Origin of the sequence: Massilia sp. TWP1-3-3, assembly GCF_049897805.1 — a bacterium.
In the GTDB taxonomy this organism is placed as follows: Bacteria; Pseudomonadota; Gammaproteobacteria; order Burkholderiales; family Burkholderiaceae_D; genus Telluria_A.
This window is the reverse complement of sequence record NZ_JAFCWX010000027.1, coordinates 57,845-74,998: the sequence shown is the minus strand read 5'-3', so window position 1 is coordinate 74,998 and position 17,154 is coordinate 57,845. Positions and strand designations below refer to the sequence as shown.

Genomic DNA, 17,154 nt, shown 5'->3' with positions numbered 1-17,154 from the left:
ATGGCGCTCGCCTTTCCCTTCCGGATCGACGCGCGCGGGCGCAGCGCCGCCGTGTTCGAGGACGCGCACCTGCGCGACATGATCGAGCAGGTACTGTTTACGGTGCCGGGCGAGCGCGTCAACCGCCCCGACTTCGGCTGCGGCCTGCTGCAACTGGCGTTCGCGCCGAACAGCGACGCGCTCGCCGCCGCCGTCCAGATGACGGTGCAAGGCGCGCTCCAGCAATGGCTGGGCGAACTGATCGAAGTGGAGGCGGTGGCGGTCGAGGCGCGCGAGGCGCAGCTGCATGTCGAGCTCCAGTACGTGGTGCGGCGCGACCGCGAGCGGGTGCGCGCCTCGTTTGCCCGGAGCCTGCCTTGAAGCGCCAGTTCCGCAGCGCCCATCCGCACCGCGTGCAACTGCTGCGCGAACTGAACCCGCCCACGCTCAACGGCATCGACTATCTGGAAATTGGCAGCGCCGACCAGCGCACCCTCAAGGTGGTGTTCGTCCACCCTGTGGCGGGGTTGGCAGCGGCCCATTTTCGGGTCGAGGGCGGGGTCAGGATCGTCGGCGTCAAGCTCGATGGGCCGGTGCTGGTGGCGGGGCGCGAGGTGAGCGTGCGCGTAGACCGGACGGGCGACTTTTCGTCGTACACGCTGCTGCTGCAAAACCCGGCCGCGCCGCTCGAAGCACCGGCCGGCTTCGACCCTTGCCTCTCTAACATTGCCTTCAGCTTCAAGGCCGAGTGCCCGTCCGACTTCGACTGCCTGACGGCGCGCACCTGCGCGCCGCCCGTCTACGTGGAACCCCGGCTCGACTATCTGGCCAAGGATTACACGAGTTTTCGGCGCCTCATGCTCGAGCGCATGGGGCAGCTCATGCCGCTTTCGCGCGAGCGCAATCCGGCTGATTTTTCCGTGGCGCTGGTCGAGATGCTGGCGCACGTGGGCGACCAGCTCAGCTATTACCAGGACGCGGTCGCCACCGAAGCTTACCTGGGCACGGCGCGCCAGCGCGTCTCGCTGCGCCGCCATGCGCGCCTGCTCGACTACGCCATCAATGACGGTTGCAACAGCCGGGTGTGGGTGGCCCTGAGCGTGCTGCTGGCGGCCGACGGACGCGTCTTGCCGGCGTCCACGCCAGTGCTCACGCGCGGCGCCGCGGGCGGCGGGGCGATCGAACGGGCCGCCATCCTGCACACCCTGCCGGACCCGCAGGTGCAAGTCTTCGAAACCATGCACGAGCTCACGCTACAGTCGGCCCACAACGGGATCGGCATCCACGCCTGGGGCGATCCGAATTTTTGCCTGGCGCGCGGCAGCACCTCGGCCGCGCTGGTCGACGGCGCCGGACTCTCGCTCAAGGCCGGCGATGTGCTGGTGCTCGAGGAAGTCGCCAATCCCGGCACCGGCCTGGCCGCCGACGCCGACCGCAGCCACCGGCACGCCGTGCGCCTGCTGGCAGTGGAGGCGGGCGTTGACCCGATGGGTGCGGTCGATCCGGTGACCCACGCGGCGCTGCCGGTGGCGCTGCAACTGGTGCGCTGGCACGCTGATGACGCATTGCCGTTTGCCTTGTGCGTGACGGTGGAACGGCCGCTCGGCGGCGGCCTGCAAACGCTGCAGCTGGCGCGCGCGCGCGGCAACGTGGTGCTGGCCGACCATGGCTTTACGCGCGACCGGGTCGGTCTCTTGCCGCCGCTCGCGCCGGCCGGGTCGCGCTACCGCCCGCGCCTGCCCGACACTGGCCTCGCGTTCGCCCAGCCTTACCGGCACCGCGCCGCACTGGGGCAGTCGGCGCGCGCTGCGCTCAGCCAGGACTTGCAACAGGTCCAGCCGGCCGGCATGTACCTGGAACTGGACGGCGCCGCTGCCGCGCCGCGCTGGAATGCGCGCGCCGACCTGCTCGGCAGCGACCGCTTCGCGCAAGAGTTCGTGGTCGAGACCGAGCACGATGGCAGCGCCCACCTGCGCTTTGGCGACCGGCAGTTCGGCATGGCGCCCGAGCCGCAGGCGCGCTTGCTGGCGCACTACCGGGTCGGCGGCGGCGGCGGCGGCGAGGGCAACGTGGGGGCCGAGTCGCTCACCCGCATCGTCAGCGAGGACCCGGTGCTGCGCCTGGCCATCGTTGGCGTACGCAACCCGCTGGCAGCCGTCGGCGGGGTCGACCCGGAGCCGGCCGACGCCATCAAGCTGCTCGCTCCCGAAGCATTCCGGGTGCAGGAGCGCGCGGTCACGGAGGACGACTATGCGCGCGTGGCCGAACGCCATCCCGAAGTGCAGCGCGCGCTGGCCCGGCTGCGCTGGACCGGCAGCTGGTACACCATGGTCGTCATCGTCGACCGGCTTGGCGGCAAGCCGCTCGATGCGGCCTTTCGCGCGGCCATGCTGGAGCACCTCGAGCGTTTTCGGCTGGCCGGCCACGACCTCGACCTGGCCGCCCCGGTGTTCGTGGCGCTCGATATCGCACTGCTGGTGTGCGTGGCGCCCGGCTTTTTCAGCGCTCCGGTTGAAAAAGCTCTATACCAGGCGCTGGGCGCCGGGCGCGACGCGAACGGGCAGGCCGGCTTTTTTCATCCGGACCATTTTACTTTTGGGGACCCGCTGAGCGTGTCGCGCCTGATCGCGGCCGCCATGCAGGTCAGCGGCGTGGCCTCGATCGAGGTGCTGCGCTTTCAACGCTGGGGCAAACCGGCCGACCACGAGATCGAGAACGCGCGCATCCAGGCGGCGCCGTTGGAGGTCCTGCGCCTCGATAACGATCCCAGCTTTCCGGAAAACGGCCATCTGATGCTGACCATGTGTGGGGGAATATGAGCGACGAATTGAATCGGGCCGACTCCTTTGCAGATACCTTGGCCGACTGCGACTGTTGCAAGGGCGTGCACAGCGTCACGCCGGCCGACCAGGCCAATCCTCCCGGGCAGTCGGCGCTCAAGATGCGGGTCGGCACCCATGCGCGCTTCCTGCAAAGCCAGGTGGCCGCGCTGGCCGGCCAGGACGCCTTGCACGGTTTGACCACGCGCGCGCCGGACGACCCCGCGCTGGCGCTGCTGGACGGCTGGTCGGCGCTGCTCGATGTGCTTAGTTTTTACCAGGAGCGCATCGCCAACGAGGGTTATTTGCGCAGCGCCACCGAGCGCCGCTCGGTGCTCGAACTGGCGCGCACAATCGGCTACGAATTGCGCCCCGGCGTGGCGGCATCGACCTATCTCGCGTTCGGCATGGAAAGCGCGCCCGGCGCGCCGGCCGGCATGCGCATTCCGCTTGGCCTGAAGACGCAAAGCACGCCCGGGCAGGACGAAACCGCCCAGGTCTTCGAGACGCTCGAAGCGATTGACGCGCGCGCGCGCTGGAACGCGCTGGCGGTCGCGCATGAGGATAGCGTGACTCCCGTCGTCGGCACCGACACGCTCTACCTGCGCGGCCAGCATACCGGCCTGCAGGCCGGCGACCTGCTGCTGGTGGTGGGCGACGAACGGCTGGCCGATCCGGCCGATTTGCACTGGGACGTGCGCCAGGTCACGCGCGTGCTGGCGGTGGCCCCGCTTGAAGCCAGCGCCGATCCGCTGGCTGGCCACAGCGTCGTCACGCTGGAGCGCGCGCTCGGCTCGTCCGCGCCGCCGGGCGCCCCCGTCGCCACCAACGCGCGCTGTTACGCGCTGCGCGCCAAGGCCGCCCTGTTCGGCGCCAACGCGCCCGACTGGCGTGCCATGCCGGCCACCCTGCGCGCGGCCTACCTCGGCTTCGACAAGCCGGAGCAGGCGCCGATCGGTGAACACGGCCAGTGGCCGGGCTTTACCATGGCGGGCGTCTCCGACGCTCCGCCCGGCGAGTTGGCCGGCAGCGGGCTGTATGCCGAGTATTTCGCTGGCAAACAGCTCAACGTGCCGGCGTGCGCGCGGCTTGACCCGGTCATCGATTTCCACTGGGGCGCCGGCGGGCCGGACGCGCGCGTTGGCGTCGACCATTTTGCGGCGCGCTGGAGCGGTTGGCTGGAAGTGCCGGCCACGGGCGACTACACCCTGTTCGTGCTGGTCGACGATGGCGTGCGCCTGTGGCTGGACGGCAAGCTCCTGATCGATCAATGGGTCGACCATGGGAGTACCGAATTTGGCGTGCTGGCCGCGGGCCTGGAACGGGGAAAAAAATACGATCTGCGGCTCGAGTATTACGAAAACGGTGGCGGCGCGACCATCGTTTTTTCGTGGCAGGGTCCGGGCCTGGCCAAGCAGGTGGTGCCGGCCGAGCGCCTGTATCCGCGCGACGTCAACAGCGTGCATCTGGACGCCAGCTATACGAAGTGGGTGGCGGGTAGCTGGATGGTGCTCGGCCTTGGCCAACGGCGCGAGCTGTATCAGGTCGTGACGGCCAGCGACGATGGCCGCTCGCAGTTCACGCTTACCAGCAAGACCACGCGCCTGCTCTTGCGCGGCGCGCGGCTGCGCGAATTGTTCAACGACCAGCTGCGCGCAACCGCCGCGTACGGGGAGTCGAGCGAACTGGCCTGGGCCGCGCGGCCCCGTTCCGGGCTGCTCGCAGGGCTGGTGCTCGACTTGACCACGCAGGAAGACGAGCTGGCCGCCGGGCGCATGATCGCGCTGGCGGGCAAGGTGCTGCGCGAGGGGGCCGGGAACGCAGCGCTCAAGGCGCGCCTGCAAAACCACGATCCGCTGGCCGCTTTCGAACCCGCGCGCGACGGCAAGTCGGCCAGGTTCACGTTCATTGACGGGCAGCGCCTGACGGCCTTGCTCGAGCCAGCCTCGGAAGTGGTGCGCATCCAGCACGCCGAGGTGGTGGACGGGCACACCCGCCTGCTGCTGGAAACCGCGCTGGTGCACGCTTACTTGCCGGCGACGTTGCGCGTCAACGCCAACGTGGCTGCCGCCAGCCATGGCGACAGCCGCCAGATGCAGATCCAGCCGGAGCTGCTTGGCGGCGGCGACAGCAGCCGCACGTTCCAGCGCTTTGCCCTGCGTCAGGCGCCGCTGACCCACATCGCGGCGGCCACCGCGTCGGGCGCGGCCAGCACGCTCGCGCTGCGGGTGGACGGCGTGTTGTGGCAGGCGGCGCCGCGCATCGGCCTGCTCGGGCCGCGCACGCGCGGCTACGTGCTGCAATTGAACGACGACGGCCAGAGCGTGGTGCAGTTTGGCGACGGCGTGCACGGCGCGCGCCTGCCCAGTGGGGAACTCAACGTCGAGGCGAGCTACCGGGTTGGCCTCGGCTCGCAAGGCAATCTGGCGAGCGGAAAAATCGACCTGCTGCTGATGCGTCCACTCGGCCTGAAAGAGGTGGTCAACCCGGTTCCCGCCAGCGGCGGCGCCGACCCCGAGAGCGGGGCGCGGGCGCGCGCCAACGCGCCGCTGACGGTGCGTACGCTCGACCGGATCGTGTCGCTGCGCGATGTCCAGGACTTCGCCGCCGCCTTTGCCGGGATCGGCAAGGCGCAGGCGGTCTGGCTGTGGAACGGCGCCCAGCGCCTGGTGCACCTGACCGTGGGCGGGGTCGACGGCGCCGACATCGACCCGCTCTCGGCGCTGCATCGCAATCTGGCCGCTGCCGTCGACGCGGCGCGTGCGCCCCACCAGATGCTCACCATTGCCCCCGGGCGCACCCTGTGGTTCGGGTTGGATGCGCGCGTGGCGGTGCTGGCTGGGCAGCGCGCCGCACCGGTGCTCGCGCGCGTGCGGCTGGCCTTGCAGGCGGCGTTCGGTTTTGCCGCGCGCAGCTACGGACAGTCGCTCAGCGGCAGCGAACTGCTGGCCGCGATGCAGGCGGTGGAAGGGGTCGACTGGATCGACCTTGACCAGATGCGGCTGCGCGCGACGCCCGGCGGGCCGGTGCAGGCACAAGTGCCCGGCCCGGACGGTCGCCTGCGATCGCAGCGCGCGCACTGGCAGGACGGGCAAGTGGCACCGGCCGAACTGCTGCTGCCCGACTTGGCTGATGTGAACCTGTCCGAGGTGACGGCATGAGCCTCGACGCCGATTTCCTGTTTTCGCGCCTGCCGGCGTTTTACCAGAGCCGCGACGCCGAGCAGGGCGGCTCGCTGCGCGCGCTGCTGACAGTAATCGCCGCCCAAGGCGCGGTGCTTGACGACGACATCGCGCGCCTGTACGAGAACTGGTTCATCGAGACGTGCGACGAGTCGCTGGTGCCGTACATCGGCGACCTGCTAGGTGTGCGCGGCCTGTACTCGGTGGCCGGCACGCCCGCGTTCGGCCAGCGCGCGCTGGTGGCCAACACCTTGCGCCTGCGGCGCCGCAAAGGCACCTTGTCCGTGCTCGAGGAGCTGGCCTTCAACGCGAGCGGCTGGCCGGCGCGCGCGGTCGAATTTTTCCAGCTGCTGGCCACCACCCAGCACGTGAACCACACCCGTACTGCGAATGTGCGCACGCCCGACTTGCGCCACGCGCTCGCCATGGAGCGTATCGACGGCGCCTTTGACCGCGCCGCCCACACTGCCGAACTGCGCGCGCTGCCCGGTGGGCGCTACAACATTGCCAACGTCGGCCTGTACCTGTGGCGCCTGTCCGCGTTCGCCCTGCAGGGACGCGGCAGCGCGCCGGCCGAGGCGGCGCACGCAGGCCGCTTCCGGTTCGACCCCTTGGGACGCGACATGGCGCTGTTCAACCGCCCGCGCGCCGAAGACAGCGTGGGCCACTTGGCAGAACCGGTCAACGTGCCCGAGCCGATCTCGCGCCGGCTGCTGCACGACGAACTGAACGCGCTGCGCCAGGCGCTGGTCGACGACACCGACCCGCCGCTCGGCTACTTTGACGCGGACGGCGGGGCGGTGCTGCGCATCTGGCTCGACGGCGAGGCAGTCCCGCCTGAAAATATGCTCGTGTGCAATCTGTCGGCGCGCTCGGACGACGCAGCCCCGCACGACTGGCGCCGCCCGCCGGCGCAGCTGACGGTGGCCGCGCGCGTGGCCGGGCGGCCCGAGCTCGACTTTCCGCGCGACTCGGCGCGCATGCTGGTCGGCATCGATCCGGTGCTGGGCCGGATCGCTTTGCCGGCGGGCAAAGTCGCGGCCAAAGTCGAGGTGGCGTACGCGGTCGGTTTTCCCGGCGACATAGGGGGCGGGCCGTACGACCGGCGCGGTGCGCGCCGCGTCGACGAGGACGGCAGCGGTCTGCTGGGCGGGCGCGGCTTTGACGTGGCGCTGCGGGTTGGCGCGGGCGCGGGCGCGTTGCCCACGCTGGCAGCAGCGCTGGCGCTGGTGGTGGCAGGCAAGCGTACCTTGATCGAGCTCGACACGGACGCCAGCGAAGCCATTTCTCCCATGCTGGTGCTGCCCGAATCGTATCTGGTGATCGAGGCGCGCAACCGGCGCCGCCCGGTGCTCATTGGCGACATCCATCTGCAGGGTAATGGAACCACGCGCTTTGGCCTGTCGGGCATCACGCTGGACGGCCAGTTGCTGCTCGACGGCCCGCTGCGCGAAGTCGACCTGCGTCATTGCGGCCTGACCCCGGCGCGCGGCGGCATCGCGCACACGGGCAGTGCGCCGGAACTGCAGCTTGTGCTCAGCCATTGCGTGTGCGGACCGGTACGCGCGCAAAACGCGCTGGCGGCGGTCGCGGCCGGCGACAGCGTGGTCGCGTCCTTCGATCTGCCGCGCAGCGCGCTGCGGATCGAACGCTGCACCGTGCCGGGCACGACGGCGGCCGGCGAACTGGCGGCCGGCAACAGCCTGTTTGGTGCGCGCGTGAGCATCGAGCGCACCCAGCAGGGATGCGTGCGCTTTTGTTACGTGCCCCAGAGCTCGCAGACGCCGCGCCGCCACCGCTGCCAGCCCGACCTGGTCGTCAAGGACCTCGCGCCGGCGCTGGCGGCGGCCGAGGCGGTGCGGGTCAGACCGAGTTTTACCCAGGTCGGCTATGCCGACCCGGCCTATTTCCAATTGACCTCCGGCACGGCCAGTGAAATCCGGCGCGGCGCCGACGATGGCGCGGAAATGGGCGTATGGAACATGCTCAAACAAGCCCAGCGCGAAGCCAACATCACCCAGGCGCTCGACGAATACTTGCGCTTCGGCCTGGAGGCGGGTGTCATTTTCGTCAATTAGAACGTCAGAACAACTCCATTCACGTCGAAGGAAACACGCGCAATGAAAGCAGACCTCACCCGCCTCACGTTTCAGCAAGAGAACCACTATCGCAGCGTGCGCATGCAGCAGGGGCGGGTCCAGCTCGACGCCGACTGGAACGAGCAGCAGGATATCCTCAACCACCGGATCGAAGGCGAAACCGTCGACACGCTCGGCCACGCGGCCGGTCCCCTGGACCAGGGCGGCTTCACGCTCACAGCGGCCGGCAAGAATGTGCTGATCGGGGCGGGGCGCTATTACGTCGAGGGCATTGTGTGCGAAAACGCGACGCAGGTGAGCATGAGCACCCAGCCCGATTTTCCGGCTGCGGCCTCGCCCATTGTGCCGCCCGGCGCTTTTTCGATTGACCTGCCGCCGGCCGGCGCGCCACGGCCGGCCAATATCATCGTCTACGACGGCGCCGGCGCGCCCCAGGATCCACCGGACGGGGTCTACATCGCCTACCTCGAACTGTGGCAGCGCCACCTGACGGTGCTCGAACAACCCCTGATGCGCGAGGTCGCGCTGGGCGGGCCGGACACCGCCACGCGCGAAAAAACCCTGTGGCAGGTCAAGCTGCTGCGCGCGGGCGAACCGGGCGAGGCCCTGACGTGCCTGTCGGACGTGGCGGACTGGAACACGCTAACGGCGCCGCCGACCGGGCAACTGGCCGCGCGCGCCGAACCGGGCTCGCCGCCCAAGGATCCTTGCCTGCTCAGTCCCGACGCCGGCTACCGGCGTCTGGAAAACCAGTTGTACCGGGTCGAAATCCACGACGACGGTTCGCAGACCTCGCTGCGCTATAAATGGTCGCGCAATAACGGTTTTCTGGCCTCCAAAGTGGTGCGCTGGCTGGGCAGCCCGATTGCCGACGAATGCGAGGTCGATTCGATCGGGCGCGACGCCACGCTGGCCATCGTGGCGCGCTGCTGGCTCGAGTTCTTCGACGACAACCACGAGTTGCTGGGCCTGTCGGGCACGCTGGTCAGGGTGCTCAAGACGGCCGGCAACGTCGTCACGCTCGACCTGGCGAGCGCGACCGGCAGCCTTGATCAAGCGCTGTTCCTGCAAAACCCGCGCGTGCGGGTGTGGGAAGACTGGGGCGACATGACGCTGGCGGCGCCAGGCGCTGCCGGCGGCTGGGTTGAGCTGGAGGACGGGGTCGAGATCAAATTTACGTCCGGCAGCTACCGGATGGGCGACTACTGGACTATTCCGGCACGCACCGCAAGCGCCGACATCGAATGGCCGCGCGAGCCCAGCGGCCAGAGCGCCTTCATCGGGCCGCAAGGCGTGTTGCGCGCGTTCGCGCGCCTGGCCATGCTCTCGGCGGCGGGCGGCACCTGGAGCGTGCTGTCCGATTGCCGGTCGCTGTTCCCGGCGCTGAGCGAACTGACAAACCTGGTGTATGTGGGCGGCGACGGCCAGGAGATCATGCCCGACTTTCTCGACCCCGCCAATAATTTGTTGCCTAGTCCACTTGAAGTGGGGGTCTTCAACGGCCAGTATCCCGTGGCCGGCGCGGCGCTCCGATTCACCGCCAGCGACGGATTTTTCCCGGGCGGGGGCAAGGTCGAGATCACCACCACGGCGGCGACCGGCATCGCCGCGATTGGCTGGACGCTCGATGCGAACGTGCTCGATCAGCGCGTCACAGTTGAATTGCTGGAAGCCGGGCAGACGGCGCCGGGCAAGTTCGCCAGCGTGCATTTCTCGGCCCGCCTGTTGGTCGCCGCGCAAGTGGCCTACGACGCGTCCAAGTGCGCCGATCTCGCCGCGGCGGGCGTAAGCAATGTGCAGGACGCCATCGACGTCCTGTGCATGCGCACGCATGGGGGCGGCTGCTGCGTGACGGTGGGCAAGGAAGGCAGTTTTCCCACCCTTGACGTGGCCCTGCGCACGCTGCTCGAACAGGAAAAGTCCGACATCTGCATCTGCCTGCTGCCCGGCGAGCATCATCTTGGTGAGAGCGGTATCGATCAGCAAGCTCCTGGCCTCAAGCTCCTGATCCACGGCGCCGGGCGCGCCAGCCGCCTCATGTTCGACGGCCAGGAATTGAACTTTCTGGGCATGCAGGCGTTGACCTTGCGCGATTTCGACCTCATCAACACGGGTGCGCCCAGCGGCTTGCGGGTCGAGGGCACGGCACAGGTGCAATTGCACAATCTGCATATCGGCGGCATGAGCGAACCCGGCCAAAGCCTGGTGCGGCTCTCCGACGCCGGCAATATTGACATGCGCGACTGCCGCCTGAGCACCTTCCAGAAGAGCTCGGTCGAAATCTTCGGCCTGGTGCTGGCCGAGATTCCTTTGCTAAGGCCGCTTGAACGCAGCTTGCAGCTCAGCGGCGGCGAGCTCTTCCGTCCTATCACGGCCGACGTGGTGGGCGAGCTCGTCAACTACGACGAGGCGCAGCGCAGGGAGTTGATCAAGACCTATGAATTGTTTGTCAGGCAGCACAGTAGCGATGGCGTGGTCACCACCAATGCCTTGCGGGCCCTGTCAGAGCTGGCCGAGACGGTGTCGACGAGAATGGGCGGCATGGCGCAGGCGCTGGACAACTTGCGCACCGGGTTGATGTTGAATACGCCCGGGTTTGCGCTGATGCTGGGCGGCACGCCGGCGCTCGCATCGCTTAGCGACAACCAGATCAATGGCCGGCTGTCGGTGTATGGAGAATCGTCCGGTGGCGACATCAACGAGGATGGCAGGATCAATGCTTTGCGCGGACGCGTGCAAACCGGGGCATTCAGGATCCGGGACGGGCGCTGCGCGCTACGCATACGCAATAACGAGATGCGCGAAATGCGTTTGGGCGACGAGTGGCTGCGCCAGTCGGTGGAGGGGAACACCAATGAATCCTACGGCACGCTGATCGCCGAGGGAAACACCATGGTTGGCTACCAAACGCAGATGCTGGCGTTCGATCTGGCGCTGTGCCACAACGTGCTGCACCCGTATCAGGACGTGGGTACCGTGTTTGCGACCCAGGCCAAATATCTGGGCAATTTCGCGCATAACGATTTTCGGATTTTCAATGTCGGCAATGTGGCCGAAAAGTTCGGCAACGGTGCGTTAAATATCGTCTGAGGCACGCCAGCGGCGTAACGTTACTTGAGCCAGTTGCCATCCATGTGCAATGGAAGCGCCGGGGCCAACCCAGGACAGCGTCCTACCATAGGCTGCCGGGGGCGCACGCATCCGGTCTGAACGACACCGCTTGGTCCATGCGCGATACCGGACGGGTGGGTCCGGCATCGGCGGCCATGACCCGCTGCATGTTCGGCCACAAGGTCGCGATCCGCTTGCGCGCAGTGTCGCGGCCGCATGCACCTTCCGCCGGTGGCACGGATTCAAATCTCGACCTGAGTCCCCAGTTCGATCACTCGATTGCTCGGAATGCGGAAATAATCTGCCGCGTCGCGTGCATTCCTGGACATGGTGACGAATAGATGCTCGCGCCATGGCATCATGCCACTTCCCGGCGTCGAAATCACGGTCTGGCGCGCCACGAAGAACGATGTCTCCATCATGTCGAACTTCAGGCCGTGCTCTGTACACAGCACCAGGGCACCAGGAATATCCGGCTCGTCCTTGAAACCATACTTGACGTTGACCTGGTGGCAGTCGTGCCCGAGCGGCGTAATGCTTACCCGCTGCGTGTCCGCGACCCACGGCTCCTCGATCACTTGCACCGTCAGGAATATGACGCGCTCGTGCAAGACCTTGTTGTGCGAAAGATTGTGCAACATGGCATGCGGCACCCCGTCGCTCTCCGAGCGCATGAAAACGGCGGTACCAGGCACGCGAAGCGGCGGCGATACAAACAGCGATTGCAGGAAGTCATCGAGCGGGATGGCATGTTTTTGCAGGTTCAGAAACACTAGCCGGCGGCCGCGCTTCCAGGTCAGCATGACGATAAACAAGACCGAGCCTAGCATTAGCGGAAACCAACCGCCATGCAACAACTTGAGTAGGTTGGCGGAGAAAAAGGTGAGGTCGATGACAAGGAAGAAGCCGGTTGCGGTCCAGCACAGCAAGGGGTTTAATTTCCAACGGTAACGGATCACAAAGAAAGTCAGGATGGTCGTGGCCAGCATCGTCGCCGTGACGGCAATGCCGTAGGCGGCAGCCAGATTCTCCGAGGAGCCAAAACCGATTACCGCGATCAGCACCACCACCAGCTGAAGCCAGTTCACCGCCGGCATGTAGATCTGGCCGATTTCGCTTTCCGATGTGTGTTGCACCCGCATGCGCGGCAGCAGTCCCATGGCGATGGCCTGCTTGGTCATCGAAAAAGTACCTGAAATGGTCGCCTGCGATGCGATCACGGTGGCGATGGTGGAAAGGATTACCAGAGGATAAATGCTCCATGCGCCCAGTTGCTGGTAGAACGGATTCGATATTGCTTCGGGATGGGCCAGCAACAGGCCGCCCTGACCCAAGTAATTCAACGCTAGTGAAGGAAAGGCAATGAAGAACCAGGCGGCGCGGATCGGCTTTTTTCCAAAGTGCCCCATGTCCGCGTACAAGGCCTCGGCACCGGTAAAGGCAAGCACCACGGCACCGAGGGCGATGAAGGCGGTATACCGGTTGTTGATCATGAAAGCGACGGCATGCACGGGATTGATTGCGGACAGGATCGCGGGCGAATGGACAATATTGATCGCGCCCATTGTGGCGAGCACGGCGAACCAGAGCACCATGATCGGTCCGAACCAGCGGCCGATGCCGGCGGTGCCGTAACGCTGGGCCGAATATAGGAGGATTAGCACGATCATGGTCATCGGGACCACATACGGTTTCAGCGCGGGTGTAGCGACTTCCAATCCTTCGATCGCCGACAGCACCGAGATCGCGGGGGTGATCACGCTGTCGCCGTAAAACAGGGCCGCGCCAAAGACGCCGGCAATGAGCAGCCCGGCATAGATACGCGAGCCCTTCACCGAGGCGCCAAGTGCCAGCGCAAGCAGGGCGACGATGCCGCCTTCGCCTCGATTGTCTGCCCGCAGCACCAGCGTCACGTACTTCAGCGAGACGATGATGGTCAATCCCCAGAAAATCAGGGAAACAATCCCGAGCAAATTGGCCTGGGTTAATGCCAGGCCGTGCGTGGGATCGAAAATTGTCTTGAGCGTGTAAAGGGGGCTGGTGCCGATGTCGCCATAGACAATGCCAACTGCGGACAGGGTGAGGGCGAGCAGCTTGCTGTTCTTGTTTTCGGACGTCAAAATCGCACCAGTCATATAGGTTGAGGTGCAGCGCACCCTGAAACTTCGAGAATATCAGGAAAAGCTTATACAGATGCACATAAAAAGCGTGTAAAGAAATGGCTAAATGGCGTAAAAACGCTATAAAAATTGCCAATCACTTATTTGGCGCGTAGCAAGTAGCGTGGCCAGAATAACGCCCACCACAACAGCCGTAGACCACCCATGGTGTCGACATGATGCATACTTGGTGTGGGGAACGAAATTTTCTTCATCTGCATGACGAATAGGCCCACGTTGAGCCAGACAATGACGTCAAGCTCGGAATGGATATTGCAGGTGACGTAGGCTATGACCGGGACAATCAGTACGCCGGCGTAAGCCGATGCCATCACGGCTAGATGGAATACGAGCTGCTTGACGGTCATTTTAAGATCAGTTCAGCAGCAGGCGGTAACCAACGCCAGTCTCGGTGATCAGATGACGCGGTTGGGTCGGGTCGTCCTCCAGTTTGTGCCGCAGGTGACCCATGTAGATGCGCAGGTAATGACCGCTCTCGGTATGCTGTGGGCCCCATACCGAGCGCAGCAACTGCGGATTGCTGACTACCTTTCCCGAATTGGCCACCATGACGGACAGCAGGCGATATTCGGTGGGCGTCAGATGCACGTGGGTGCCTGCCTTCGCAACGCGCCGGTCCCTCAGGTCGACCGACACGTCGCCGAAGCGCACGACATCCATTTCCGCCTGGACTGCCGCCCCGCGCTGGCGCCGCAGTGCCGCTCTCACCCTGGCCAATAACTCGTCGACACCAAAAGGCTTGGTCAGATAGTCGTCCGCACCGGCATCGAGCGCGCGCACTTTTTCGCGCTCGCTGGTGCGGGCAGAGAGCACAATGATGGGAATGTTCGACCACTTGCGCAGATCGGCAATGAAATCGATCCCATCGCCATCTGGAAGGCCGAGATCGAGCACGATCAGGTCCGGCGGGCGAGTCCCGGCATCGATCAGGCCGCGCGCCAGCGTAGCGGCCTCGTGTACGTGCCAGCCTTCTTCCTCCAGCGCCGCGCGCACGAAGCGTCGTATCTGGGGTTCGTCTTCGACGAGCAATGCTTTTGGTGCCAGTTCATGCATGTTATTGCTCCGATTGGACTAAATCAAGTTCAGGCATCGCCGGCGGTGTGCCCAGCGCCAGCGAAAATACAAAGCCGGCACCGCCTTCCGGCGAGACGCAAGTGTCGATGGTTCCGCCATGTGCCTCGACAATGGCGCGGCAGATGGCCAGCCCGAGCCCGACGCCCGTCTTGGTCGATTCCTTCTCGCCGCGCGTGAATTTCTCGAACAAGGCTTCCTGGCGCCCCAACGGCAAGCCGGGACCATTGTCGTAGACCATCACATTGACGACGCTGCCATGCGCCTTGGCGGCGATCACGATGCGCGAGCCCTCGGGCGTATACTTGGCTGCGTTTTCCAGCAGATTGCACAGGACGCGCTCGAGCAAGACGGCGTCAAAGCGCAGCAGCGGTAGATTGGGCTCGAGCTGGGTGATCACCTGATGGCGTTTGAGCTGCGAGCCGCTGGCCCGCAGCGCGCTGCCGACGACTTCCTCGAGTGTCTGCCATTCGAGGTTGAATGTGACTTCGCCGCTTTGAATGCGCGCCATGTCGAGCAGGTTCGATACCAGGGCGCTCATGCGAATCGACTCGTCATGCAGGGTATGGGCGTAGGCAAGCTGGGCGGGATCGAGGGCCGGTCTGGAGCGCACCAGCGTCTCGGACACGCCCACCAGCGATGTCAGGGGCGTGCGCAGGTCGTGCGACAGGGCCGCCAACAGGGAATTGCGCAAGCGTTCCGACTCCATGTTTACCAGTGCGTTCTGCGCCACCTCGATGTAATGGACACGCTCAAGGGCGATGGCGGCCAGCGCCGCAAAAGCGTCGAGCTGTTGCCTTTGCTCGGGAATGAGGATCCAGCGCAGGCTTTCCGGCTCAATGGCCAGTACGCCCCGGGTACGCATCGGCGCGACCAGGGGAAGGTAAAATAGCTTGCTGGCCGGCAGCGTGTCGGTGCCAAGGCCGGCGCTGGCGGCCCGGTCGAACGCCCACTGGGCGATGCCGATGTCAAGCGCGGCGGCCAAACTGTCGTTCATGCCCGCTTCTGGCGCAAGCAGTCTGCCGTCAGCGTCGGGCACCAGCAAGGTGGCCTTGGCGCGGAAGGCGCGCTGAACGAAGCTGCTGGTGATGTCGAAAATCTGCTCGGTCTGCAGTGTTCCGGACAGTTCGCGCGCGAATTCATACAGGGCGCGTGAACGGCTTTCACGGTGCGAAGCCACGCGCGCCTGAAAGCGCAGATTTGCCGTCAGATGGCCGGTGATCAGGCCAACGGCCAACATGACTGCGAACGTGACGAGGTACTGTGCATCGGAAATGGCAAAGGTAAAGCGCGGAGGAACGAAGAAAAAATCGAAGCAGGCAACGCTGACGCAAGTGGCCACGACCGAAGGTCCCCGTCCAAATCGCAATGCGACCAAGACCACCACCAACAGGAATAACATGGCAATATTGGCCAGGTCTAAAAAGGCAAACAGCGGGGTGGCCACCAGCGCGGTCGCGACACTGGCCGCGCCGGCCCAACCATATTTCCAGAGGCGGCGCTTGGCGGGCATCCCGTTTATTCCCCCTTGCCCCAGGCCAGGCGCCGATGGCGCCCCGGCCGCAGTGTCGTTGGCGGCGGCGCCGATTTCAGTGAGGTCGATATCCGGCGCGTAGTGGGCGATTCGCCGGATGTGCGGGGTGCGCCATGGCCAGCTCCGATGTCCGCGGCCCAGCATGATTTTCGACAGATTGTGGCTGCGTGCGTACTCGACCGCAGCGGCGGCAATGTCGCTGGCAGACAGCACGGCCGTGCTCGCGCCAAGGTCCTGGGCCAGCTTCAGTGTCTGCAGTATTTGCTCGCGCTGGGCGCCCGGCAGCTGCTGCAGCGACGGCGTTTCTATATAGATGGCATGCCATTCGGCGCCGAGCTGGCCGGCCAGGCGTGCGGTACTGCGCACCACATGCTCGCCGCCGGGACGGGGGCCGATGCATGCCAGCAGCGCCGCATCGGTCTTCCAGATCGCCGCAATCGATTTTTCGACGCGGTAGGCGCGCACGTCGTCGCCGATCCGGTCGGCCGTACGACGTAGCGCCAGTTCGCGCAGCGCGATCAGGTTGCCCTTCCGGAAAAAATTTTGGGCGGCGCGTTCGGCCTGCTGTTCCTGATAGACCTTGCCGCTTTTCAGGCGCGCCAGCAGCTCGTCTGCCGGGATATCGACCAGAACGACTTCGTCGGCCTGGTCGAACACCGTATCGGGCACCGTTTCGGCGACCCGAATGCCGGTGATGCCACCGACGACGTCGTTCAAGCTGTCGAGATGCTGGACGTTGATCGTCGTGAAAACATCAATGCCGGCGCCGAGCAAATCTTCCACATCTTGCCAACGCTTTGGATGGCGCGACCCGGGCGCATTCGAATGCGCCAGTTCGTCCATCAGGATCAACGCCGGCTGGCGCGCCAATGCCGCGTCCAGGTCGAATTCGCTAAGCGTTTTGCCACGATATTGCACCGCTTTCAAGGGCAATAGCGGCAAGCCTTCGAGCATGGCGGCCGTTTCGCTGCGACCATGCGTTTCAATTACGCCAACCAGCAATTGCTGCCCTTGCGCATGCAGCTTGCAGGCGGCGGCCAGCATGCCGAAGGTCTTGCCCACGCCGGCCGACGCCCCAAAGTAGATGCGCAGCTTGCCGCGCGCTTCTTTCCTGTCCTGTGCCTGTACATTGGCAAGCAAGAGGTCGGGGTCCGGGCGTTGGGCGTCGTTGGGAAACAT

Annotated in this window: 9 protein-coding genes; 5 read left to right on the top strand and 4 right to left on the bottom strand. The window is 65.7% G+C overall.

Annotation, left to right across the window (positions count from 1 at the left end):
* The 5 genes from ACP7D4_RS21825 to ACP7D4_RS21805 are packed head-to-tail and all read left to right on the top strand — an operon-like array spanning position 1 to position 11,169.
* Positions 1 to 360 (top strand): GPW/gp25 family protein, encoded by a 360-nt coding sequence (locus tag ACP7D4_RS21825; protein WP_426105206.1) that lies wholly within the window; start codon positions 1 to 3, stop codon positions 358 to 360.
* Entirely contained in the window at positions 357 to 2,798 is a 2,442-nt protein-coding gene (locus tag ACP7D4_RS21820; RefSeq protein ID WP_426211282.1) for a putative baseplate assembly protein, read from the top strand. Before ACP7D4_RS21825 ends, ACP7D4_RS21820 begins: the two co-directional genes overlap by 4 nt.
* The gene (locus tag ACP7D4_RS21815; protein WP_426211280.1) at positions 2,795 to 5,959 is read left to right on the top strand and encodes a PA14 domain-containing protein; all 3,165 of its coding nucleotides are present in this window, start codon (positions 2,795 to 2,797) and stop codon (positions 5,957 to 5,959) included. Before ACP7D4_RS21820 ends, ACP7D4_RS21815 begins: the two co-directional genes overlap by 4 nt.
* Positions 5,956 to 8,058, top strand: a complete 2,103-nt coding sequence (locus ACP7D4_RS21810; RefSeq protein WP_426211279.1) for a phage tail protein — start codon at positions 5,956 to 5,958, stop codon at positions 8,056 to 8,058. Before ACP7D4_RS21815 ends, ACP7D4_RS21810 begins: the two co-directional genes overlap by 4 nt.
* A 42-nt stretch (positions 8,059 to 8,100) precedes the next feature.
* The gene (locus ACP7D4_RS21805) at positions 8,101 to 11,169 is read left to right on the top strand and encodes a DUF6519 domain-containing protein (protein ID WP_426211277.1); all 3,069 of its coding nucleotides are present in this window, start codon (positions 8,101 to 8,103) and stop codon (positions 11,167 to 11,169) included.
* A 263-nt stretch (positions 11,170 to 11,432) separates the two neighbouring features.
* On the opposite strand, the gene ACP7D4_RS21800 is transcribed toward ACP7D4_RS21805, so the two are convergent.
* The 4 genes from ACP7D4_RS21800 to kdpD all read right to left on the bottom strand — a co-directional run bounded on the left by ACP7D4_RS21800 (position 11,433) and on the right by kdpD (position 17,154).
* Entirely contained in the window at positions 11,433 to 13,325 is a 1,893-nt protein-coding gene (locus ACP7D4_RS21800) for a potassium transporter Kup (RefSeq protein ID WP_426105196.1), read from the bottom strand.
* Positions 13,326 to 13,450: 125 nt separating this feature from the next.
* Positions 13,451 to 13,717 (bottom strand): hypothetical protein, encoded by a 267-nt coding sequence (locus tag ACP7D4_RS21795; RefSeq protein ID WP_426105194.1) that lies wholly within the window; start codon positions 13,715 to 13,717, stop codon positions 13,451 to 13,453.
* A 7-nt stretch (positions 13,718 to 13,724) separates the two neighbouring features.
* Entirely contained in the window at positions 13,725 to 14,423 is a 699-nt protein-coding gene (kdpE, locus tag ACP7D4_RS21790; protein WP_426211275.1) for a two-component system response regulator KdpE, read from the bottom strand.
* Between the two features lies 1 nt (position 14,424).
* Complete coding sequence (gene kdpD / locus ACP7D4_RS21785; RefSeq protein WP_426211273.1) at positions 14,425 to 17,154, bottom strand: two-component system sensor histidine kinase KdpD; 2,730 nt, start codon at positions 17,152 to 17,154, stop codon at positions 14,425 to 14,427.